We start from the raw sequence: 17,574 nt of genomic DNA, 5'->3' as shown, positions 1-17,574 counted from the left end.
AATGGCAAAAGCAAGATCTAAGAGGCAAGCTGCTGCCGCAAGAGATAAGTGGAAAATGAAAGAGTGGTTTGTAGTTTATGCTCCAGACTTTTTCGGAAACAAAGAGATTGGATTAACTCCCGCTGACGACCCAGAGAAGGTTAAGGGTAGGGTCATTGAGACAACACTCAAAGATTTGACCGGTGACTTTACCAAGGGACAGGTCAAGCTCTACTTCCAAATCTACGATGTTAAGGGCCAAAACGCCTACACTAAGTTCAAGAGCCACAAGCTCTCAAGGAGCTACATTAGGAGCCTCGTTAGGAGAAGAACCACTAGGATAGATGGAATATTCAACGTCACCACAAAGGATGGATACAAGCTTAGAGTAATGGGAATGGTTGTAGCTATCAGAAGAATCCAAACGAGCCAAGAGAGAGCAATTAGAGAAATAATGAAGGACATCATCTACAAGAAGGCTGAGGAGATGACATTCTCAGAGTTTGTCCTCAATGCAGTTAACGGTAAAATCGGCGCAGAGATTGCCAAGGAAGCTAGAAAGATATACCCACTTAAGAGGGCGGAGATTAGGAAGATTAAGGTCCTCGAAGAGCCAAAGGCTTGATGCCTTTTTCTCTTATTATTCTACGGCAAGATTTAAATTTCGCAGTTTTTTGAGAATTTATGGATGACGAGATGGCGGATTGCTGAATCGTGATGAGGACCTTAGGGGCCGACTTTCTCTTTTTAATACCTTTAAACAATCAAACCCAAAAAATAAGGGAGAGTATAAAAAGAGAAAGCTCTTCACCACTTGCTTGTATCTAATTCCCCTTCTGTCTTTGCAACTATAGTGGTTCCTGCCAGATCTCCCGTAACGTTTACCATAGTTCTTCCCATGTCAAGGATTGCATCAATTCCCAAGATCATTGCATAAGCTAATGCTACGGCTGTTCCAGGCTCTAATGGCAATCCAACACTCTCCAATACCATGGCGAGCATTATTGCTCCAGCACCAGGGACACCTGCTGTTCCAATTGAAGCTAAAACAGCTGTTAAGACTATCACCAGCTGCTGGCTAAATGGTAGAGGTTGTCCAATTGCGTTTGCAATGAACAATGCACAGACACCTTGATATAAAGCTGTTCCATCCATGTTAATCGTTGCACCTAACGGAAGTGTGAATGAGTAAATTGACCTTGAAACCCCCATTTTTTCATCGGCAACACGCATTGTTACGGGCAAAGTTCCACTTGAACTCCTCGTGACGAAGGCAGTTATCATAGCGTCTTTAGCCCTGCTTAGGAACTCCATCAAGTTTATTCCAAAGAGCTTTAGCAAAATGCCATAGACAAGTCCTATTTGAAGTATCAAGCCTAAGTAAACCGCTAATGTGACTTTTGCTAATGGGCCCACAACTTTCGTGCCTTGGACTGCCATAATGTAAGCGATCAAAGCAAAGACACCTATTGGAGCGTACTGCATGACACCTCTAACCATGAGATACATAGCCTCCGCAAGACCATCGAAAACTCTGTAGAGGGTGGTAGCTGAGTTCTTAATCCTCTCATCTTTGCTTTCCATTAAATAGCTTAATGCAACTCCAAGAACTATCGCGAAGAATATTGTTGGGAGGACTTGGCCGTCAGACAACGCCGCGAATGGGTTCTTTGGAACTATATTTAAGAGCGTGTCCACGAGTGAAGGTGCTTGAGCTTGAATTGCTTTTCCTTCTCCAACCCCCAACTCCATTCCAAGGCCTGGCTTAAATATGTTCCCCATTAGCAGACCAAAGAACACGGCGAATGCTGATGTAGCGAGGTAATAAACGACGATTTTAACTCCTACTCTTCCGAGTCTTGCTGGGCTGATGCTTGCTGAACCAACCACTAGAGACGCTAAGATTATTGGCATCACTAACATCTTCAGCAATCTAATAAATAAATCTCCAAGAGGCTTTATCTTTGCTATCTGATCTCCGTATCCAAGGCTTCCAAAAACCAAACCAACAATAGCACCCAAAATCAAACCAATCAGTATTTTCTGCAAAACTGGGTATTCTAAATAGCTCTTGAGTATGCCTTTCGCCATTTGGGCGTCACCTCCAGATGTTGGACATCAGTGCACTTAGGCATATCTTAATGATACATCCCCGTATATTATCTTTTCCCTTTTGCCGGTTGATGTTTCGACAATTAACGCCCCAAGTTCGTCAACACCCAAGGCGACGCCCTCAATCTCCCCCTCTTCCCGGATTATTCTAACTTTTCTTCCTAAAATAGCATACTCCCTCCACTTTTGGAGTATATCTTCATACTTCTCTTCCTTAAAAACGGCATACCAGTGCTCGAGTCTGCGAATTAAAACCTTAAAAACTTCTTCTATTGGAATTTCTGCACCTAAAACCTCTTTCAAAGATATAGAGTGCATCCTAATGTTTTCAGGCAAATCATTTTTATCTATATTGACGTTTAGCCCAATGCCCAAGACTACATAGTCTATCTCACTTTCAGAATATTTTCCTTCCGCTAAAATACCACAGACCTTTTTTCCTTCAATAAGAACATCATTAGGCCACTTTATTTTAGCCTCAATCCCAAAGGCCTCTAAAGTCTCTACGACAGCAAGTGCCCCTATAAAAACAAGTTTCGTTAAATGCTCAGGATGCAGCTTTGGCTTTAGTATGACGCTCATCCACAAACCGCCTTTAGGAGAGACCCACATTCTAGCTTTTCTTCCATGTCCTCTGCTTTGAATATCCGCAACGATTACAGTGCCTTCTTCTTCGTTCATAGCTATATTTTTAGCATATTCATTTGTAGAACTTATCTCTTGAAAGTAAATCACTTTCTTGCCCAAAACACGAGTTGTTAAACCAATCATGTGACCACCATTAGATATTTTGTGGGTCCGGTTATTTTATATTAACGATAAATTTAAATCCCATTACAGCAATGTATCACCAGAGGTGGTTAATATGGAGACATACAACAATATTGGCATCCAAAGGAGGTTGAGGCGCTTCTTTAGAAGAGATGGAAGAGCGTTGATTTTTGCTATGGATCACGGATTTGAGCACGGCCCTACAGATTTTGAGGAAACATGGGAGCACATTGACCCAAACCTCATATTAAAGAAGGTCATTAAGGCGGGTATAGACGGTGTGATGACACTCCCAGGAATAGCAAGGATAGCTGGAAAGCAGTTTTACGGTAAGGATGTAGGGCTAATGATTAAGCTCACAAGCAAGACAGAGCTTAGGCCTAAAGAGGATCACTTCCTTCAAAGTCCTTTGGGGTTCGTTGAAGATGTTATAAAGCTCGGTGCTGATGCTGTGGCAGCAACCGTCTATTGGGGCTCTCCCTATGAGGATATAATGATGAAACAGTTCGCAGAGATAGCAAGTATAGCCCACGACTACGGCTATCCCGTTGTGCAGTTCTCTTATCCAAGAGGGCCATATATAAACGAGCGCTATGGGAAAAAGGAGGACTATCGTGTTGTCATGTATGGAGCGAGAGCAGCGGCTGAGATGGGCGCGGATATGATTAAAACCTATTGGACCGGCTCAAAGGAAACTTTTAAGAAAGTTGTTGAAGCAGCGAGCGGTGTTCCAGTCCTTTTAAGTGGAGGAGCCAAGACTGACAATCCAGTAGACTTTCTAAAGCTTGTGTGGGATGTCATGGAAGCAGGAGGAAGTGGTGCAGTCGTTGGAAGAAACATATTCCAAAGAAAAGATCCAGAGCCAATGATTAGAGCCATACTTAGGGTAATCCACAGGAACGAAGACCCAGAAGAAGCTGCTAAGGCTGAAGGTTTGGTTTGAGCTCTCTTCTTCATCTTCAATCTTTAATGTACATTTCTACTCATTAGTGTGTAGAAAGCCCTATATATGTGATATGCATATTTCTGGACAGTGAGAGGTGATAAAGATGGTCGAGATTATAGACACAACATTTAGAGATGCTCATCAGTCCCTCATAGCTACAAGAATGAGCACACAGGATATGCTCCCAATTGCCGAAAAAATGGATAGTATAGGATTTTATTCTATGGAAGTCTGGGGAGGAGCAACTTTCGATGCTGCGATGCGCTTTTTGAGGGAAGACCCATGGGAGAGACTTAAGCTTTTACGCGAGCACATTAAAAAGACTAAGCTCCAAATGCTCCTTAGAGGGCAAAATATTGTAGGATACAAGCACTATCCAGATGATGTTGTGGAAAGGTTCGTAGAGCTAGCTTACAAAAACGGCATAGACATCTTCAGAGTTTTTGATGCTTTAAATGATGTCAGGAATATGAAAGTGGCAATTAAAAAGGCTAAAGAAGTCGGTGCAGAGGTGCAGGGATCAATAGCTTACACTACCGGACCAATATTTACTCTCGACTACTACATGAAGCTTGTCGATGAGCTCATAGCTTTAGATGTGGACTGCATAACAATCAAGGACATGGCAGCCCTCTTAACGCCGCAAAAAGCCTACGAGCTAGTTAGAGAGATAAAAGAGCGCTATGGCATTAAAGTTAACGTTCACACCCATTCAACGAGCGGTTTGGCAGTTGCCACCTATTTAAAGGCTGTTGAAGCTGGAGCCGACTTTATAGACACTGCTATAAGTCCATTGGCATTTGGGACAGCTCAGCCAGGGATTCAAACAATATATCATGTCCTTCCCAAAGAGTTAAGGCCAAAAATAAATTTGAAAACGATTTACGAAATTCACCTGTATCTCAGGGAACTTTTAGAGAAAAAGTACGACCACCTGCTCAATAAGAAGGCCCTAACGGTAAATACTGATGTCCTTGTTCATCAGATTCCTGGAGGGATGTACTCCAACTTAATAAATCAGTTAGCTGAAATGAAAGCTCTCGATAGGCTCGATGAAGTTCTGGAAGAAATTCCAAAGGTTAGAAAGGAGCTTGGCTATCCCCCGCTCGTCACCCCAACTTCCCAGATAGTTGGAACCCAAGCCGTTCTCAACGTGCTCTTTGGAAGATACAAAAGGATTACACAGGAAACTAAGAACTACGTTAAAGGTCTTTATGGAGAGCCTCCTGCAGAGATAAGTGAAGAAATTAAAAAGCTCATAATTGGAGATGAAAAGCCAATAACAACGAGACCAGCTGACCTTCTTGAGCCAATGCTTGAGAAATGCAGAAAAGAGCTCGAAGAAAGAGGTTACCTCCAAAAAGAGGAGGACGTTTTAACCTATTGCCTCTTCCCACAGGTTGCTTTAGAGTTCTTTGAACTTAGAAAACAAGGAAAGCTCAAGCCCCTCAAAGAAAAACCAAAAGGGAAAATCATCAAAATCTACATTGGTGGAAGAGAGTATGAAGTTGGCATTGAAGGCGTTAAGCTCGAAAGCTTAGCCATGCCAATGGCACAAGCTCCTGTTGAGGTTCAGGTGCCTTCTGTGCCGTCTTCGGTTTCGAGTGTTCCTGTTTCGGCGCCTAAGCCTCAGGTTGTTGCTGGGGAGGGTAGTGTTACTGCGCCGATGCCTGGTAAGATTTTGAGGATTCTTGTTAGGGAGGGCGAGCAGGTTAGGACTGGTCAGGGTTTACTCATTTTAGAAGCAATGAAGATGGAGAATGAAATACCTTCTCCGGTGGATGGTGTGGTTAAGGCAATCCACGTTAAAGAAGGCGACACCATCGACACAGGACAACTACTAATCGAGTTATCTTAAATTTAACTCGACAGCGTTGTTTTTCATCCTCTTCATTTTTGTCAAAATAGAGTAAATTTTGGTACAATTATCTAAATCTTTGTACATGTTTATGTCAATTACTGCTTGAAATTTTTGGAATTTGTTCAAGAAGTTTTCGAAAACTCTTATATATTTTATGCACACAAATGAACAAATGAAAACTCTCTTACATGGAGGTGTGCCTTGATGAACTCAGCAGCTATTATATTAGCGGCTGCCATTATCTATGTGGCGCTGTATTTTAGTTATGGAAGATCCCTGCAGAGCAAAGTTGTTAAAGCCGATCCAAACAGGCCAACACCCGCACACAAACTCTACGATGGCGTTGACTACGTTCCAGCGCACCCATTGGTTCTCTATGGTCACCACTTTGCAAGTATAGCAGGTGCAGGACCTATCGTAGGTCCAGCATTAGCAATGGCGTGGGGATGGATTCCATCACTCCTCTGGGTTTGGTTTGGAAACGTCTTCATTGGTGCAGTGCACGACTATTTGGCATTGATGGCATCCGTTCGCTATGATGGTAAGTCAATACAGTGGATTGCAGGTAAAATCATGAGCAGGAGGACAGGTATTGCCTTTGAGGTTTACATATGGTTCGCCCTTCTCCTCGTGGTTGCGGCATTCGTTGCGGTGGTATCAAAGCTGTTGACAACGACTCCACAAGCAGCTACCGCTACACTATTGTTCCTCATCGTCGCCGTGATTCTAGGATGGCTGATGTACAAAGTAAAGCTCAACTTTTATGCATCTACTGCAATTGGGCTGATTCTCTTGATAATTGCAGTCTGGCTTGGATTAAACCATCCGCTCATTCTCGTTCAAGGACAGACAGATGCTGCAAGCGCAGCTTATCTAAAAGCATATCACTATTGGAACATAATCCTTTGGATTTACATCATCGCGGCTTCATCACTACCAGTATGGGTGCTCTTACAGCCAAGAGATTACTTGAACGCTTACATCTTATGGTTTGGTCTCTTAATTGGAGGTATAGCATTCATAGCATTAGCAAAGCCATTTGAAGCTCCAGGCTTTACAATGTGGTCTGCAAACGTCGTAGGTGGACAGCCCTCACCGTTCTGGCCGACAATCCCATTAGTTATTGCATGTGGTGCTTTGAGTGGATTCCACTCTATAGTAGGCTCTGGAACGACATCAAAGCAGCTTGACAGTGAAATCCATGGTCTGATGGTGGGTTATGGTGGAATGTTCACCGAGGGATTCCTCTCAACAATCGTTATCACTGCCATAGCAGTCTATGGAGTTAAGCTCACAGGGCTTAGCGCAGAGGCAACAACTTGGGGAACTCAATACATCACCAAAGGTGGTCTTGGAACATTCATTGCAGGTTATGCCCAAGGATTGACAGACTTCTACGGCTTAGACTTAACATTAGGTAAGACCTTTGCAACCCTCTGGGTCTCAGCCTTTGCTCTAACTTCATTGGACACCGCTACAAGGCTTGGAAGGTTTGCATGGCAAGAAGTCTTTGGAATGGTGACGGACACAAGCCAAGGCATGTGGAAGACGATAACCAATAAGTGGGTCGCTTCATTCATCATAGCCTCACTTGGAACGTACTTGGCTTGGGGCTCAGGTTATAAAGTGCTCTGGCCAGCGTTTGGTGGTATGAACCAGCTATTAGCATCAATTGCTATGATGACCGCTGCTCTATGGGCATACAAGATTCAAAAAGCTGGAAAGTGGACTTATGCTGTCTTAATCCCAGCGCTCTTCCTTTGGATAACAGTTACCGCAGCAATTATATGGTACATCATGTACATTCCACTGCCCAACGTGACAACCACTATTGGAGCAAAGGGTGCATTGTTAGTCGGCCTTCTCTTGAACATCCTCTTAGCTTATGACTTCTACTTAGCGTGGAAGAAGCCAGAGGAGGAGTATGAGGCCGTAGCAGCTTGAAGCTTTTTTTATTCCCTTTTAAATCTTTTTGAGGTGAGTTAATGAACAAGAAGAGGATTTTTAAGAAAATTTTGTATTGGATTTCTGCACCGATTAGAATTCTATGGGAATTTAACGAAGGTTTTAAGCTTCAATACATTAGAGGTCTCCAGTGGGAGCTTGAAGAATTGGAGAATATTTTTGCACTGCTCTTACTGGGGAGCTGTATCGGCATTCCAAATCCCCCGATAGATTTAAGCTACCGCTTATTACCTCACATGATTAGGGAGATTTATGTAATGCAGGAAAAGTCACTCAACCCTCTAACAATTAAAACGGGGTGGTTAAATGTTTGAAGAATTAAAAAAGTTCTTAAAAGGATTTTTTGGTTCATTTAAAGCTCGTTCTACGGAATATATTGAGTTTGAAGAAAGGGAGCTGGAAAACGTCTTTGCGCTCGTGCTTATGGGTTCCTTCGTTGGAATACCATCTCCACCGACTACGCTCGTTATGCGCTTAATGCCTCACATGGTGCGCGAAATATACGTTATGCAGAGGAGAGCAACGGATATGGACGATATCTTTGGTGAAATCGCTTCAATGTTTGAAATAACGTGAGGTGAGGTTATGAAGGAGTACTTAAAGCCAAAAAGCGGCTTTAGAACGATATTCTTCATTGGTAAGGGTGGTGTTGGAAAAACGACAAGCTCAGCAGCGGTTTCTATAGCACTGGCTAAAAAAGGATACAATACACTAATAGTCTCCACTGATCCAGCGCACAACCTAGGGGACGTCTTTATGGTCAAACTCAATGATAAGCCAAAGAAAATTATGAAGAACCTCTATGCTATGGAGCTTGACATGGAGAAGCTCATAAAGAACTACCTCCGGCATTTGGAAGCGAACTTAAAGCACATGTACCGCTACCTGACGGTCATAAACCTGGAGAAGTACTTTGAAGTTTTGAGCTTTTCGCCCGGGATAGAGGAGTACGCAACGCTCGAGGCAATTAGGGAGATTCTCCAAGAGGGTGAAAAGTGGGACGTTATAATCTTCGACACACCTCCGACGGGCCTTACTTTGAGAGTCTTAGCCCTGCCGGAAATTGCGCTAATATGGACGGACAAGCTGATAGACCTTCGGAGGAAAATTCTGGACAGGAGAAAAGCTATAGAGAAGATTCAAGGAGAGAGGAAGTTTGTAATAGATGGCGAAGAGTACAAACTGCCAAGCGATGAAAAAGAGGATGCAGTAATGAGAGAGCTCCTAGCATATAAAAAGGAGATTGAGTTTGTTAGGGAGATAGTGACTAACAAAGATAGGACGAGCGTTGTCGCGGTCATGAACCCTGAAATGCTGCCTCTTTACGAAACAAAGAGAGCATATGATAGCTTGAGGAAGTTTAAGATTCCATTTAACATGATAGTTATCAACAAAGTGATTGAGCTCGAAGAGATGCATCCAAAGCTAAAAGTAAGGATGGAGGCACAGGAGAGAGTTTTAAAAGAGATAGAGAAGGAGTTCAAAGGTATCGATATCGTTAGAGTGCCTATGTTTGAAGAAGAGCCTAGGGGCCTTGAGTGGCTCGAAAAAGTCGGGGGGCTAATAGTTGGAAGTTGACGAAATCTATGAGGAGCTCAAAAAAGTGAAAGAGCCTATAAGCGGTGAGGACATAGTGAGTTTAGGTATAGTTAGCAGAATCATTAAAGAAGACCACAAAGTCTTAATATTCCTCAATTTAGTGAGGAGAACACCAAGGGGCCCCTTTGGAATGGCCCTCCACTGGCCTGTCTACGCAAAGATAATTAGGGAGATAGTAAAAGTTTTAGGGGAGAAGCTCCCAGATTTTGAAATAATTGATGATGTAAGTCTTCAAAGATACTACCCATTGGAGGAGGTATAATCATGGAGGTTAGCCCTGAATTTTTGCTCGCTTTGATGATTTTGGCTGGAATTGCAACTTTTCAGTTTTATAAAGGTAGAAAGCTGAACTTGGCTATAATGCAACACTATTTGAGAAGTATAGAAGACGTTGTCAATCCGAAGGATAAAGAATACATTTGGGTTGGCGGCTATGTAGGCTTTAGAGCGTACTACAAAGTTATGGAGAACAACATAGACAAATTTGAGTATACTTTAACGCTCCTTCCGAGGCAGAGCATCCTGTACTTTCCGATTTCAAAGCTCATCAACAGACACGACAAGATTTACTTCGTCATTCACCCCTACTCAAAGATAAAGCGCGAGGCCCATTTAATCCAAAAGGGCTACTACAGGATTAAACCCAAGATAGAAGATGAAGAAATGCTCCAAAAGGAGATAATCGAAGTGAACGGCAAAAAATACGAGGCACTCTTTGAGAAAAGGAGGGACGTTGAGTTATTAAGGGAGTTCCTCCAGGGTTTTTCAAAGCTTGAAAACGTTAAGCACATTTCGATGACGCCAAAGACAAACGTTCTCTACGTCTTCATGAAGCCAGAGCTTGAGACAATAGAAGATGACACAAAGCACATCGTAAGGTTTGTAAATGAAAGATTAAAAGAGAGCCCCTTCGGGAGCTAAACAATCTCTTTCGCGTATAGATAAGCCTCTCCGAGGTCTTCCCTTTCTTTTATGAACCTCAAGATGTACTGGCCGCAGTTGGAGCCTATGAGGTTTTCTTTGGTGTCTCCGACTGAGAGAATTACATCATAGCCCTTCTCTCTAAGAGCATCGACAAACTGCCTGTGCTTTATTGGCATGCCCGTCTCTAAATCAACGTCGTTGGTGAGCTTGTTCTTCTTCACGCTGACCGTCGGGTTGAGAGGCGTAATCTTAATTAGGAAATACTCTTTGGGGAAGTGTTCCTCTATTACATCCGCATCAGCTATGTTTTCAGCAGCTAAAGCGAAGTTGAGTGTTATCTTCTTACCTCCCTCATCGTAAAACCTAGCTCCATAGTCGGCTATCCTTTCGAAGTCCCACTTCTTAATGGGTATTATCTCGTCCCTCTGCTTCTCATCGGTTGAGTGTATTGAGAACTGGAGCTGGAAGTTGTCCTTAAACATCTCCTTCTTGAGCTCCAAGAGCTCCTCGAAGAACTTGTCCGTACCTATGGGGGCAACGGTTGAGAGGGATGGATGAAAGTTCTCGTACCGCTCCCCTAGAACACGCAGGGCATCAATGACGGCCGGGTTAAATGCTGGCTCCCCCATCCTCGCGAACTGGATTTTAAACTTCTTTGTCTTGACCTTTCCATCGGGGAAGCGCTTTCTTATGGGGTACTCCACCTGTTCCAAGAGCTCATCCAATGTCAGCTTGCCCTTGTAGAAGAAGCCTGCATCGCACATCTTACAGCCAACTGGGCAGCCGTTGAGCGATGAGATGATGAGCACCCATTTCTCGCTTATGTCCTTCGTTGGGATTGACTCCACGAACTCAACTATGTTTCCCCTCGAGGTCTTCCCAATGTAGACCTTTGCAACGCGCTCATCGCCTATTTCACTCAGTATCTCCATATCTCTCCCTCCTCCAAATGATCATGGCCGTTTTAATGCCATCCGCTATGCTCAAAGCAGTCTGTCTATAGATACCGTTCTTAACATCGCCAACAAGGAAGAGATTGCGCTCATTCAAAACTGCTTTCGCAAACTCCAAGTTGGGCTCTCTTCCTATCGCGGCTAATATCACATCTACCTCAAAATCTCCAGCAGTGGTTTTAGCTAAAAGCTTTTCCCCTTCCTCAACTTCCCAGACCTGTCCTCTTAGGAGCGTGATATTTGATTTTTCTTTCACGTACTCCTGGAGAAGGGGCAAGGCTTTTGGCTCGCTCCTCATTAGGATTATTACTTCCCTCGTGCGCTTGCTCATCGTTAGGGCATAGTCAAAGGCTACATCGCCGCCGCCTATTATTAAGACTCTCTCAAAGCGACCTTGTGGGACATCAACAACATGGTAGAAGAGCCTGCTAGCATTAATGCTCAATCTTTTAGGCCTAGTGCCGCTCGCCACAACGACGTATTTAAAGCTGTACTGTCCCTTATCCGTGGTCACCTTAAACTCCTCGCCACTCTTTGAGATATCCCTAACTTCTTCACGCAGAATCTTTAAGTCGTATTTCTTAACGTACTCCTCAAGAATTTCAACGACTTTCTCCCCCTTAATTCCATTGGGAAAGAACATCGTGTTTTCAACGGAGTAAGCGTTCCTTATTAAGCCTCCAATTTTATTGCGTTCGAAGATGACGCTCTCAATCCCATAACGCTTTAATTGAACTGCAGTGGCTATCCCCCCAATTCCAGCACCCACTATTCCGACGAGAGCCATTCCTTCACCTCCTCCAAAAGCGGCGTAGCGGCAAAACCGTGAGCTAAAGCCCTTATCGTTCCCTCATGGAAGGCTCTATTCTGCGTTAACGTCCCGTCTATCGGAAAGACCACCTTAAAGCCCCTCACAAACGCTTCCCTTGCGGTGGTCTCGCAGCATAGGTGTGTCATCACGCCTGTTATTATTACCGTCTCGATGTTAAATTCTTTTAAAAGCGCTTCAAGCGTTGTATTGTAAAAGGCATTGTAAGTTCTTTTGTCTACAATGCGGCGAGCGAAAGGCTTTAGCTCATCAACGATTTCAAAGAGCTCATTTTTCTCCATTTTATCGCCCCACCAGAACTCCATCATATCTCCAGCATGGTGGTGGCGCGTGAATATTATCGGGATATCAACACTCTCGTAAAAAGCCTTCAAATGCTGGATAAATCTCCCAGTGGAGGGGAGGTAAGCTTTGGAGCGTTCGTCTAAAAAGTAGCGCTGCAAATCTATAGCTAAAACCGCTGCGCGCTTAAAGGGCTTTATCTTAGTCCATTTGCTCGCTCTAAAGTACTTTCCCTTAAGTTCAAGCAAAAAATTTTCGGTAAAGTAATCCTCCTTCATGATTGGAAAAAAGGAGTGAGGGGTTAAAACTTTATCCTCTCGACCTTGTAGTAAACGATGTCGTTGTCCTCGTCCACAACGGCCATTATCATGTTCTTCCTAACGCCATGCGCTACTCTCACGCGAGCAGTCAGGTCGTTTGGGAGCATCTTTTGATTTTCGCTCACCACCCAAATCAGCCAGTCAGCATGCTCATCCAGCCCCTTCCTATAAACGCGAAAGTGGGAGCCATACTTTAAGGCGGTCTTCACTATATAGCCACGCTTTCTAAGGTCTCTGTAAACCAAAAACTTCAAGTCAAATTGCTCATCTTTCTTCCTTCCCAAGTCAAAGAGTTCCCTAAGCGAAAGCTCCCTATTGCCATCGAAAACCTTAATCTTGCCCCACTCCATCAAATAGGCCGCCTCTATAAGCGAGAGAAAAAGCTTACCTTCAACGACCTCGCCATAGTAGCGCTTGTTGTAGAACTGGTTTATCGCCTTTTCTCTATCACTAAACACTCTATCCCCGCTCAAGTAAAATGCTATTGGCTCCTTCATGCTCTCACCTCAGCTCTCTTTGCCCCATTCACTTGCGTTGAGCACCATGTAATAAGCGTCTTCACCATCCGAGTAGTACTTATGAACACGCTTCACTTTCTTGAAGCCCAGCTTTTCATAAAGCTTTATAGCCCTTTCATTGCTCACTCTAACTTCCAAACCAACATATCTTGCACCGAGCCTAATGAGCTTGTCAATAACAGCAATCATTAAAGCTCTTCCTATTCCGTTTCCCCTATAGAGGGGATCAACAGCTATGCTCATGACGTGGCCTTCTAAGTCAGGCCTTAAATAACCCATGACATAACCTATTACCTTACCGGTGTACTCAGCAACGAGAAAAGTCTCTGGATTGTTTTCTAAGAACATTAAAAAAAGTCCTCTTGGGTATTTTTCCCGGAATGAGCTGTGTTCCACCCGCATTATTTCGGGGATATCAAAAAGCCTAGCCTGCCTTATCGTAACTAAACTTACGGGTACTTTTTTAATAAACGGGATATCTCTTGAGGATATGCTCATATTTTAAAATTCGCCCGCTGTACTTATAATTTTATTGTCCGCTTTAACACCACCAAAAAGCATAAATAAATAACGAGCATCAATAATAATCATGAGGAAGCTGAAAGAGCTGCATCAGGAGGAGCTCGAAGGTCTTATTCACTATGTATGTGAGCTTAGAGAAAAGGGGCTGAGCTATTCATCCATAACCTCCACTATAGCCAAAGAAAAAGACATTAAAGTTTCGAAGGCTACGGTTTTAAGATGGTGCAAAGGACTGCACAGCCCATTTAATAAGACCAAGGCATTGAATCTTCATCCCTCATCAGCGCTGGCATATATAATCGGAGTTTACTTTGGGGATGGGAGCATATTAGCGACCGGCTACAAGTACAGATTCAGGCTTAAAGCCATCGATAAGGAGTTTGTTGAGAAAAGCGCGGAATATCTGAGAAAGATAGGTGCAAATCCCACCAGGGGGTATGAGGAAAATAAAAGCAGGAGTGACAGGTGGTATGTTGAAGTTGCAAGCAAAAGCCTATACAAATTCCTAAAACAGCCAAAAGAAAAGCTGTTTGATGTCGCTAGGGAATATCCAGAGGAATTTTTAAAGGGATTCTTTGATAGTGAGGGAACTATCTCTTGGAACAGAAAACACCAATCATTATTCATAAGTGCCTCAAACTATGACCTTGAAGTCCTAGAATTGTGTAGAGAGCTGTTAGGTACTATTGGAATATATTCGAAGATATACCTATCCAAAAAAGCGGGGACTCCCGTTAAAATACGAGGAGAAAAATATCAATACCGACAGAACTTTTACGAGATCAGGATATATCGGAGGGACAGCATTGTAAAATTTTACTCCCAGATTGGTTTCACAATCACCAGAAAGCAGGAAAAGCTGAAATCAATCCTCCAAGAACTTGGAAAAATCTAGTGGACATAAAAGAACACCAATGCACAAAAATGAACTGGTAGCGGGGGGAAGATTTGAACTTCCGACCTCCGGGTTATGAGCCCGGCGGGCACTCCTAGCTGCCCCACCCCGCTGCTCAAGCCCGATACATACTAACCCAAGAAGGCTTTATAAGCGTTGCGGTCTCTTCACTACCCACTATTGAGCATTTTTGAATAGAAAAAACCATTTAAAGTCCTTTGATAAGACTACTTACAGGTGGTGTTATGTATCTCACAAAAGAGGAAGAACTCACACTTGCAGGCCAATATGGGTATGCACTTCAAAAAGCCATGGAGATTTTAGTAGCTCTGGGAGAGATATACGGTGCAGATAGGCTAATCCCCATAAAGAGCGCTCAAGTAGCAGGGGTTTCATATAAAAACATTGGCGATGCAGGGATTGAATTCTTAAGTGATTTAGCCGATGCCGGAGCCAAGGTAAGCGTCTACACAACATTAAACCCTGCAGGAATAGGGAATGAGAACTTCATGGAAAAGCAGAGGGAAGTTTTAGCTATTTACAAAAAAATGGGTATTGAAGTTACATCCACATGCACCCCTTACTACGGCGCCAACCTTCCAAAGTTCGGCGATCACTTAGCTTGGAGCGAAAGTTCCGCCGTATCCTTTGCCAACTCCATCATAGGGGCACGCACCAATAGAGAAGGTGGTCCTTCAAGTTTAGCAGCAGCAATAGTGGGAAAAACTCCCAACTACGGCCTTCACCTAGAGGAAAACAGAAAAGCAACCATTATAGTTGAAGTTCAAGCTAAGATGAAGGACTTTGTCGATTACAGCCTCTTGGGTTATTACCTTGGAAAAGCTCTTAAAAATGACGTTCCCTACTTTAAAGGGCTAAAAGTCAGCAAAATGGACTATTTAAAAGAGCTTGGAGCTTCAATGGCTGCTACCGGTTCCATTGCTTTATATCATGTAGAAGGTGAAACTCCAGAGTACAAAGGAGCTATTGCTGACAAAGTTGACGTGCTTCAAGTCGATGAAAAAGAGCTCAAAGATGTGAAGGAACGCTTCAACGCTGAATGGGCAGAGATAGATGCAATTTTAATCGGCTGTCCACATGCTTCTATTCAAGAGATAAAAGAGATTGCTGAGCTTTTAGCTATGCGTGGAAAGCCTTTGAAAGTGCCCCTTTACATAACAGCGAGCAGAGCAGTGAAGTATTTAGCCGACTCATTGGGCTACACTGATGTGATAGAGCGCTATAACGGCAGGATATTAACGGACAGCTGCTTAATTGTTTCTCCGATCGAAATGTGGTATAAAGGCATTGCAACAAATAGTGGGAAAGCAAGCTTTTACTTCTCCTCCGCCGGGTTGAAGGTCATGCTTGAGGACACAGAAAAGCTGATTATGGAGGCGCCGTGAGGTGAGGGGCATGATTTTAAAAGGGCGAAAAATCACCAAAGGAAAAGCGAAGGGCGTCGCTCTTGTCTCTAAAAAACCGCTCTCATTTCTTGGAGGAATTGACCCAAAAACAGGCGAAGTTAGGGATGTGGAAAGCGATATTAAAGGAGAGTGCATCAAGGGCAAAATTTTAGTTTTCCCTCGAGGAAAGGGTTCCACTGTTGGCTCTTACGTTATATACCAGCTCAAAAAGAATGGTGTCGCTCCTAAAGCTATAGTCGTGGAAGAAGCTGAAACCATCGTGGCAACGGGAGCAATAATAGCGGACATCCCAATGGTGGACAGGATTGATGTGAGCAAAATAAAAAGTGGACAAACTGTGGAAGTAGATGCCGATAGTGGAGAGGTTGTGGTACACAAGGAATAGATATTTAAACTCTCTTCTCCCACTTATTTTAGCGGTGAAAGAGATGCCTAAGGGAATTTATGAGTGTATAAACTGTGGACATAGAGAAGTAAAGGATTCAAATGAAGCTCTCCTCGAAAAGTCCTGTCCAAAATGCGGGGATGACATGCTTTTAGTTGGCTTTGAGCTCAGCGGGGAGGAGATTCAATCAGAGGAAGCTGTGAACGAGGGGCTCTATAAAAAACTCATGGAGTTCTATGAATTTGGCGAGATGAGGCACGAAGGCCAGCTTACGGCTTTTGAGGTTGTTGCAATTAAAGAGGAGAACTTTGAGAAAGTTCTGAGGGAATTGGAAAAATTTGGCTACTGGGCAGCTTTAAAAAAGCGCGACGGTAAAATAGTCCTCTACGTCTTCCCAGCTCAGCCTATTAAGAAGGACAACCCTTGGATAGGAATAGCCCTCTTTATAGCGACTGTAATAAGCACGTTTTTCGCTGGGTATTGGCTCTCCCTCAACTACGTTGCCTTTTTGGATGAGTTTAATCTCCCAGGAATAAGAAACGTGTATCTAAACGCTCTGGCATTTTCAATAAGCATCTTGGCAATCCTAGGAACGCACGAGATGGGACATAAAATAGCCGCCACTATCCACGGCGTAAAATCAACGTTCCCCTACTTCATACCTTTCCCAAACATTTTAGGAACAATGGGTGCGGTAATTAGAGTAAAGTCACCTATTCCAACGAGAAATGCGGCAATAGCTTTAGGCGTCAGTGGTCCAATAGCGGGCTTTTTAGTAGCAATACCCGTTTCAATAATAGGCCTAAAACTTTCGGCAGCCATTCCTATGAGTTTAGCGCCCCCCATGGAGGGTGGAATATACTTTGGGCAAAACTTACTCTTCATGATCTTATACAAAGCTTTCTTTGGCAATCAAGACCTTCTAGTGCAGCTACACCCAGTGGCAATAGCGGGATGGGTTGGCGTTTTGGTGACATTTTTAAACTTAATCCCTGCGGCCCAGCTCGATGGAGGTCACGTAGCAAGGGCATTCATGGGCGAAAAGCTCCACTATTACTTTACAATGGCAATAGGTTTCGCACTGTTCATGTTGGGCATATTGTGGCCAGTTTGGATACTTTGGGCACTCATAATACTCTTAATAGGCAGAATCGGGAATCCAGGGGCTTTAGACGAGGTTAGTCCGATTGGACTAAAAGAAAAGATTTTGGCGCTAATAGTCCTGATAATATTTTTACTCTCAGCCACCCCAGTACCAATAAGCACGAATATTGGATAAGCAGGTC

At 43.5% G+C, this 17,574-nt stretch carries 20 protein-coding genes and 1 tRNA gene; 13 read left to right on the top strand and 8 right to left on the bottom strand.

Annotation, left to right across the window (positions count from 1 at the left end; genetic code table 11):
* The first annotated feature begins 1 nt into the window (after nucleotide 1).
* The gene (locus tag PAP_RS03755; RefSeq protein ID WP_048164764.1) at nucleotides 2-604 is read left to right on the top strand and encodes a 30S ribosomal protein S3ae; all 603 of its coding nucleotides are present in this window, start codon (nucleotides 2-4) and stop codon (nucleotides 602-604) included.
* Nucleotides 605-786: 182 nt separating this feature from the next.
* Here PAP_RS03755 and PAP_RS03750 read toward each other — a convergent pair whose 3' ends face one another.
* Both PAP_RS03750 and PAP_RS03745 read right to left on the bottom strand, forming a co-directional pair.
* Nucleotides 787-2,070: a dicarboxylate/amino acid:cation symporter gene (locus tag PAP_RS03750; protein WP_048164763.1), complete on the bottom strand. Its 1,284-nt coding sequence runs from the start codon at nucleotides 2,068-2,070 to the stop codon at nucleotides 787-789.
* A 36-nt stretch (nucleotides 2,071-2,106) separates the two neighbouring features.
* A complete protein-coding gene (locus PAP_RS03745) occupies nucleotides 2,107-2,862 on the bottom strand; it encodes a biotin--[acetyl-CoA-carboxylase] ligase (RefSeq protein WP_048164762.1) in 756 nt (251 codons plus the stop codon).
* 94 nt (nucleotides 2,863-2,956) lie between these two features.
* On the opposite strand from PAP_RS03745, the gene fba reads away from it, so the two are divergent.
* The 8 genes from fba (at nucleotide 2,957) to PAP_RS03705 (ending at nucleotide 10,154) form a co-directional block, all read left to right on the top strand.
* Nucleotides 2,957-3,805, top strand: a complete 849-nt coding sequence (fba, locus tag PAP_RS03740; protein ID WP_048164761.1) for a class I fructose-bisphosphate aldolase — start codon at nucleotides 2,957-2,959, stop codon at nucleotides 3,803-3,805.
* Nucleotides 3,806-3,911: 106 nt separating this feature from the next.
* Nucleotides 3,912-5,666, top strand: coding sequence for a pyruvate/oxaloacetate carboxyltransferase (locus PAP_RS03735; protein WP_048164760.1), 1,755 nt, complete (start codon nucleotides 3,912-3,914; stop codon nucleotides 5,664-5,666).
* A gap of 207 nt (nucleotides 5,667-5,873) precedes the next feature.
* Nucleotides 5,874-7,613, top strand: a complete 1,740-nt coding sequence (locus tag PAP_RS03730) for a carbon starvation CstA family protein (protein WP_048164759.1) — start codon at nucleotides 5,874-5,876, stop codon at nucleotides 7,611-7,613.
* A gap of 41 nt (nucleotides 7,614-7,654) precedes the next feature.
* Complete coding sequence (locus PAP_RS03725) at nucleotides 7,655-7,948, top strand: hypothetical protein (protein WP_048164758.1); 294 nt, start codon at nucleotides 7,655-7,657, stop codon at nucleotides 7,946-7,948.
* Complete coding sequence (locus PAP_RS03720; protein ID WP_048164757.1) at nucleotides 7,941-8,210, top strand: hypothetical protein; 270 nt, start codon at nucleotides 7,941-7,943, stop codon at nucleotides 8,208-8,210. The genes PAP_RS03725 and PAP_RS03720 overlap by 8 nt, the downstream gene beginning before the upstream one ends.
* Nucleotides 8,211-8,219: 9 nt before the next feature.
* Nucleotides 8,220-9,212, top strand: a complete 993-nt coding sequence (locus PAP_RS03715) for an ArsA family ATPase (protein ID WP_048164756.1) — start codon at nucleotides 8,220-8,222, stop codon at nucleotides 9,210-9,212.
* The gene (locus PAP_RS03710) at nucleotides 9,202-9,495 is read left to right on the top strand and encodes an iron-sulfur cluster assembly protein (protein WP_048164755.1); all 294 of its coding nucleotides are present in this window, start codon (nucleotides 9,202-9,204) and stop codon (nucleotides 9,493-9,495) included. Before PAP_RS03715 ends, PAP_RS03710 begins: the two co-directional genes overlap by 11 nt.
* Nucleotides 9,496-9,497: 2 nt before the next feature.
* On the top strand, nucleotides 9,498-10,154 hold the full coding sequence (locus PAP_RS03705; protein WP_048164754.1) for a hypothetical protein: 657 nt from the start codon (nucleotides 9,498-9,500) through the stop codon (nucleotides 10,152-10,154).
* On the opposite strand, the gene PAP_RS03700 is transcribed toward PAP_RS03705, so the two are convergent.
* Genes PAP_RS03700 through rimI form a run of 5 tightly spaced genes read right to left on the bottom strand, consistent with a single transcriptional unit; the run spans nucleotide 10,151 to nucleotide 13,557 of the window.
* The gene (locus PAP_RS03700; RefSeq protein WP_048164753.1) at nucleotides 10,151-11,089 is read right to left on the bottom strand and encodes a radical SAM protein; all 939 of its coding nucleotides are present in this window, start codon (nucleotides 11,087-11,089) and stop codon (nucleotides 10,151-10,153) included. The genes PAP_RS03705 and PAP_RS03700 overlap by 4 nt on opposite strands.
* Nucleotides 11,073-11,897, bottom strand: a complete 825-nt coding sequence (locus PAP_RS03695) for an NAD(P)/FAD-dependent oxidoreductase (RefSeq protein WP_048164752.1) — start codon at nucleotides 11,895-11,897, stop codon at nucleotides 11,073-11,075. The genes PAP_RS03700 and PAP_RS03695 overlap by 17 nt, the downstream gene beginning before the upstream one ends.
* Nucleotides 11,879-12,499, bottom strand: coding sequence for an isochorismatase family protein (locus PAP_RS03690; RefSeq protein ID WP_052649056.1), 621 nt, complete (start codon nucleotides 12,497-12,499; stop codon nucleotides 11,879-11,881). The genes PAP_RS03695 and PAP_RS03690 overlap by 19 nt, the downstream gene beginning before the upstream one ends.
* Nucleotides 12,500-12,522: 23 nt before the next feature.
* Entirely contained in the window at nucleotides 12,523-13,038 is a 516-nt protein-coding gene (gene endA, locus PAP_RS03685) for a tRNA-intron lyase (protein ID WP_048164751.1), read from the bottom strand.
* 9 nt (nucleotides 13,039-13,047) lie between these two features.
* Complete coding sequence (rimI, locus tag PAP_RS03680; RefSeq protein ID WP_048164750.1) at nucleotides 13,048-13,557, bottom strand: ribosomal protein S18-alanine N-acetyltransferase; 510 nt, start codon at nucleotides 13,555-13,557, stop codon at nucleotides 13,048-13,050.
* A gap of 91 nt (nucleotides 13,558-13,648) precedes the next feature.
* On the opposite strand from rimI, the gene PAP_RS03675 reads away from it, so the two are divergent.
* Entirely contained in the window at nucleotides 13,649-14,476 is an 828-nt protein-coding gene (locus PAP_RS03675; protein ID WP_048164749.1) for an LAGLIDADG family homing endonuclease, read from the top strand.
* A gap of 35 nt (nucleotides 14,477-14,511) precedes the next feature.
* Here the strand turns inward: PAP_RS03675 and PAP_RS03670 are convergent.
* Nucleotides 14,512-14,589 (bottom strand) — tRNA-Met (locus PAP_RS03670).
* 132 nt (nucleotides 14,590-14,721) lie between these two features.
* Here PAP_RS03670 and PAP_RS03665 point away from each other — a divergent pair.
* From PAP_RS03665 to PAP_RS03655, 3 genes are read left to right on the top strand one after another with little or no spacing between them, the layout of a single operon-like run.
* Nucleotides 14,722-15,882: an aconitase X catalytic domain-containing protein gene (locus PAP_RS03665; RefSeq protein ID WP_048164748.1), complete on the top strand. Its 1,161-nt coding sequence runs from the start codon at nucleotides 14,722-14,724 to the stop codon at nucleotides 15,880-15,882.
* 10 nt (nucleotides 15,883-15,892) lie between these two features.
* Complete coding sequence (locus PAP_RS03660; protein WP_048164747.1) at nucleotides 15,893-16,288, top strand: DUF126 domain-containing protein; 396 nt, start codon at nucleotides 15,893-15,895, stop codon at nucleotides 16,286-16,288.
* A gap of 43 nt (nucleotides 16,289-16,331) precedes the next feature.
* Nucleotides 16,332-17,567, top strand: coding sequence for a site-2 protease family protein (locus tag PAP_RS03655; RefSeq protein ID WP_048164746.1), 1,236 nt, complete (start codon nucleotides 16,332-16,334; stop codon nucleotides 17,565-17,567).
* The last annotated feature ends 7 nt before the right edge of the window (nucleotides 17,568-17,574 follow it).

The sequence above is a fragment of the Palaeococcus pacificus DY20341 genome, from assembly GCF_000725425.1.
GTDB lineage: Archaea > Methanobacteriota_B > Thermococci > Thermococcales > Thermococcaceae > Palaeococcus > Palaeococcus pacificus.
Note: the sequence above shows the minus strand (reverse complement) of the source record. Positions and strands in the feature narration are given on the sequence as shown.

Bases quoted from the DNA above. Each gene is read 5' to 3' on its own strand.
- PAP_RS03755 (WP_048164764.1), top strand. From the start codon at position 2: ATGGCAAAAGCAAGATCTAAGAGGCAAGCTGCTGCCGCAAGAGATAAG.
- PAP_RS03750 (WP_048164763.1), bottom strand. From the start codon at position 2,070: ATGGCGAAAGGCATACTCAAGAGCTATTTAGAATACCCAGTTTTGCAG.
- PAP_RS03745 (WP_048164762.1), bottom strand. From the start codon at position 2,862: ATGATTGGTTTAACAACTCGTGTTTTGGGCAAGAAAGTGATTTACTTT.
- fba (WP_048164761.1), top strand. From the start codon at position 2,957: ATGGAGACATACAACAATATTGGCATCCAAAGGAGGTTGAGGCGCTTC.
- PAP_RS03735 (WP_048164760.1), top strand. From the start codon at position 3,912: ATGGTCGAGATTATAGACACAACATTTAGAGATGCTCATCAGTCCCTC.
- PAP_RS03730 (WP_048164759.1), top strand. From the start codon at position 5,874: ATGAACTCAGCAGCTATTATATTAGCGGCTGCCATTATCTATGTGGCG.
- PAP_RS03725 (WP_048164758.1), top strand. From the start codon at position 7,655: ATGAACAAGAAGAGGATTTTTAAGAAAATTTTGTATTGGATTTCTGCA.
- PAP_RS03720 (WP_048164757.1), top strand. From the start codon at position 7,941: ATGTTTGAAGAATTAAAAAAGTTCTTAAAAGGATTTTTTGGTTCATTT.
- PAP_RS03715 (WP_048164756.1), top strand. From the start codon at position 8,220: ATGAAGGAGTACTTAAAGCCAAAAAGCGGCTTTAGAACGATATTCTTC.
- PAP_RS03705 (WP_048164754.1), top strand. From the start codon at position 9,498: ATGGAGGTTAGCCCTGAATTTTTGCTCGCTTTGATGATTTTGGCTGGA.
- PAP_RS03700 (WP_048164753.1), bottom strand. From the start codon at position 11,089: ATGGAGATACTGAGTGAAATAGGCGATGAGCGCGTTGCAAAGGTCTAC.
- PAP_RS03695 (WP_048164752.1), bottom strand. From the start codon at position 11,897: ATGGCTCTCGTCGGAATAGTGGGTGCTGGAATTGGGGGGATAGCCACT.
- PAP_RS03690 (WP_052649056.1), bottom strand. From the start codon at position 12,499: ATGAAGGAGGATTACTTTACCGAAAATTTTTTGCTTGAACTTAAGGGA.
- endA (WP_048164751.1), bottom strand. From the start codon at position 13,038: ATGAAGGAGCCAATAGCATTTTACTTGAGCGGGGATAGAGTGTTTAGT.
- rimI (WP_048164750.1), bottom strand. From the start codon at position 13,557: ATGAGCATATCCTCAAGAGATATCCCGTTTATTAAAAAAGTACCCGTA.
- PAP_RS03675 (WP_048164749.1), top strand. From the start codon at position 13,649: ATGAGGAAGCTGAAAGAGCTGCATCAGGAGGAGCTCGAAGGTCTTATT.
- PAP_RS03665 (WP_048164748.1), top strand. From the start codon at position 14,722: ATGTATCTCACAAAAGAGGAAGAACTCACACTTGCAGGCCAATATGGG.
- PAP_RS03660 (WP_048164747.1), top strand. From the start codon at position 15,893: ATGATTTTAAAAGGGCGAAAAATCACCAAAGGAAAAGCGAAGGGCGTC.
- PAP_RS03655 (WP_048164746.1), top strand. From the start codon at position 16,332: ATGCCTAAGGGAATTTATGAGTGTATAAACTGTGGACATAGAGAAGTA.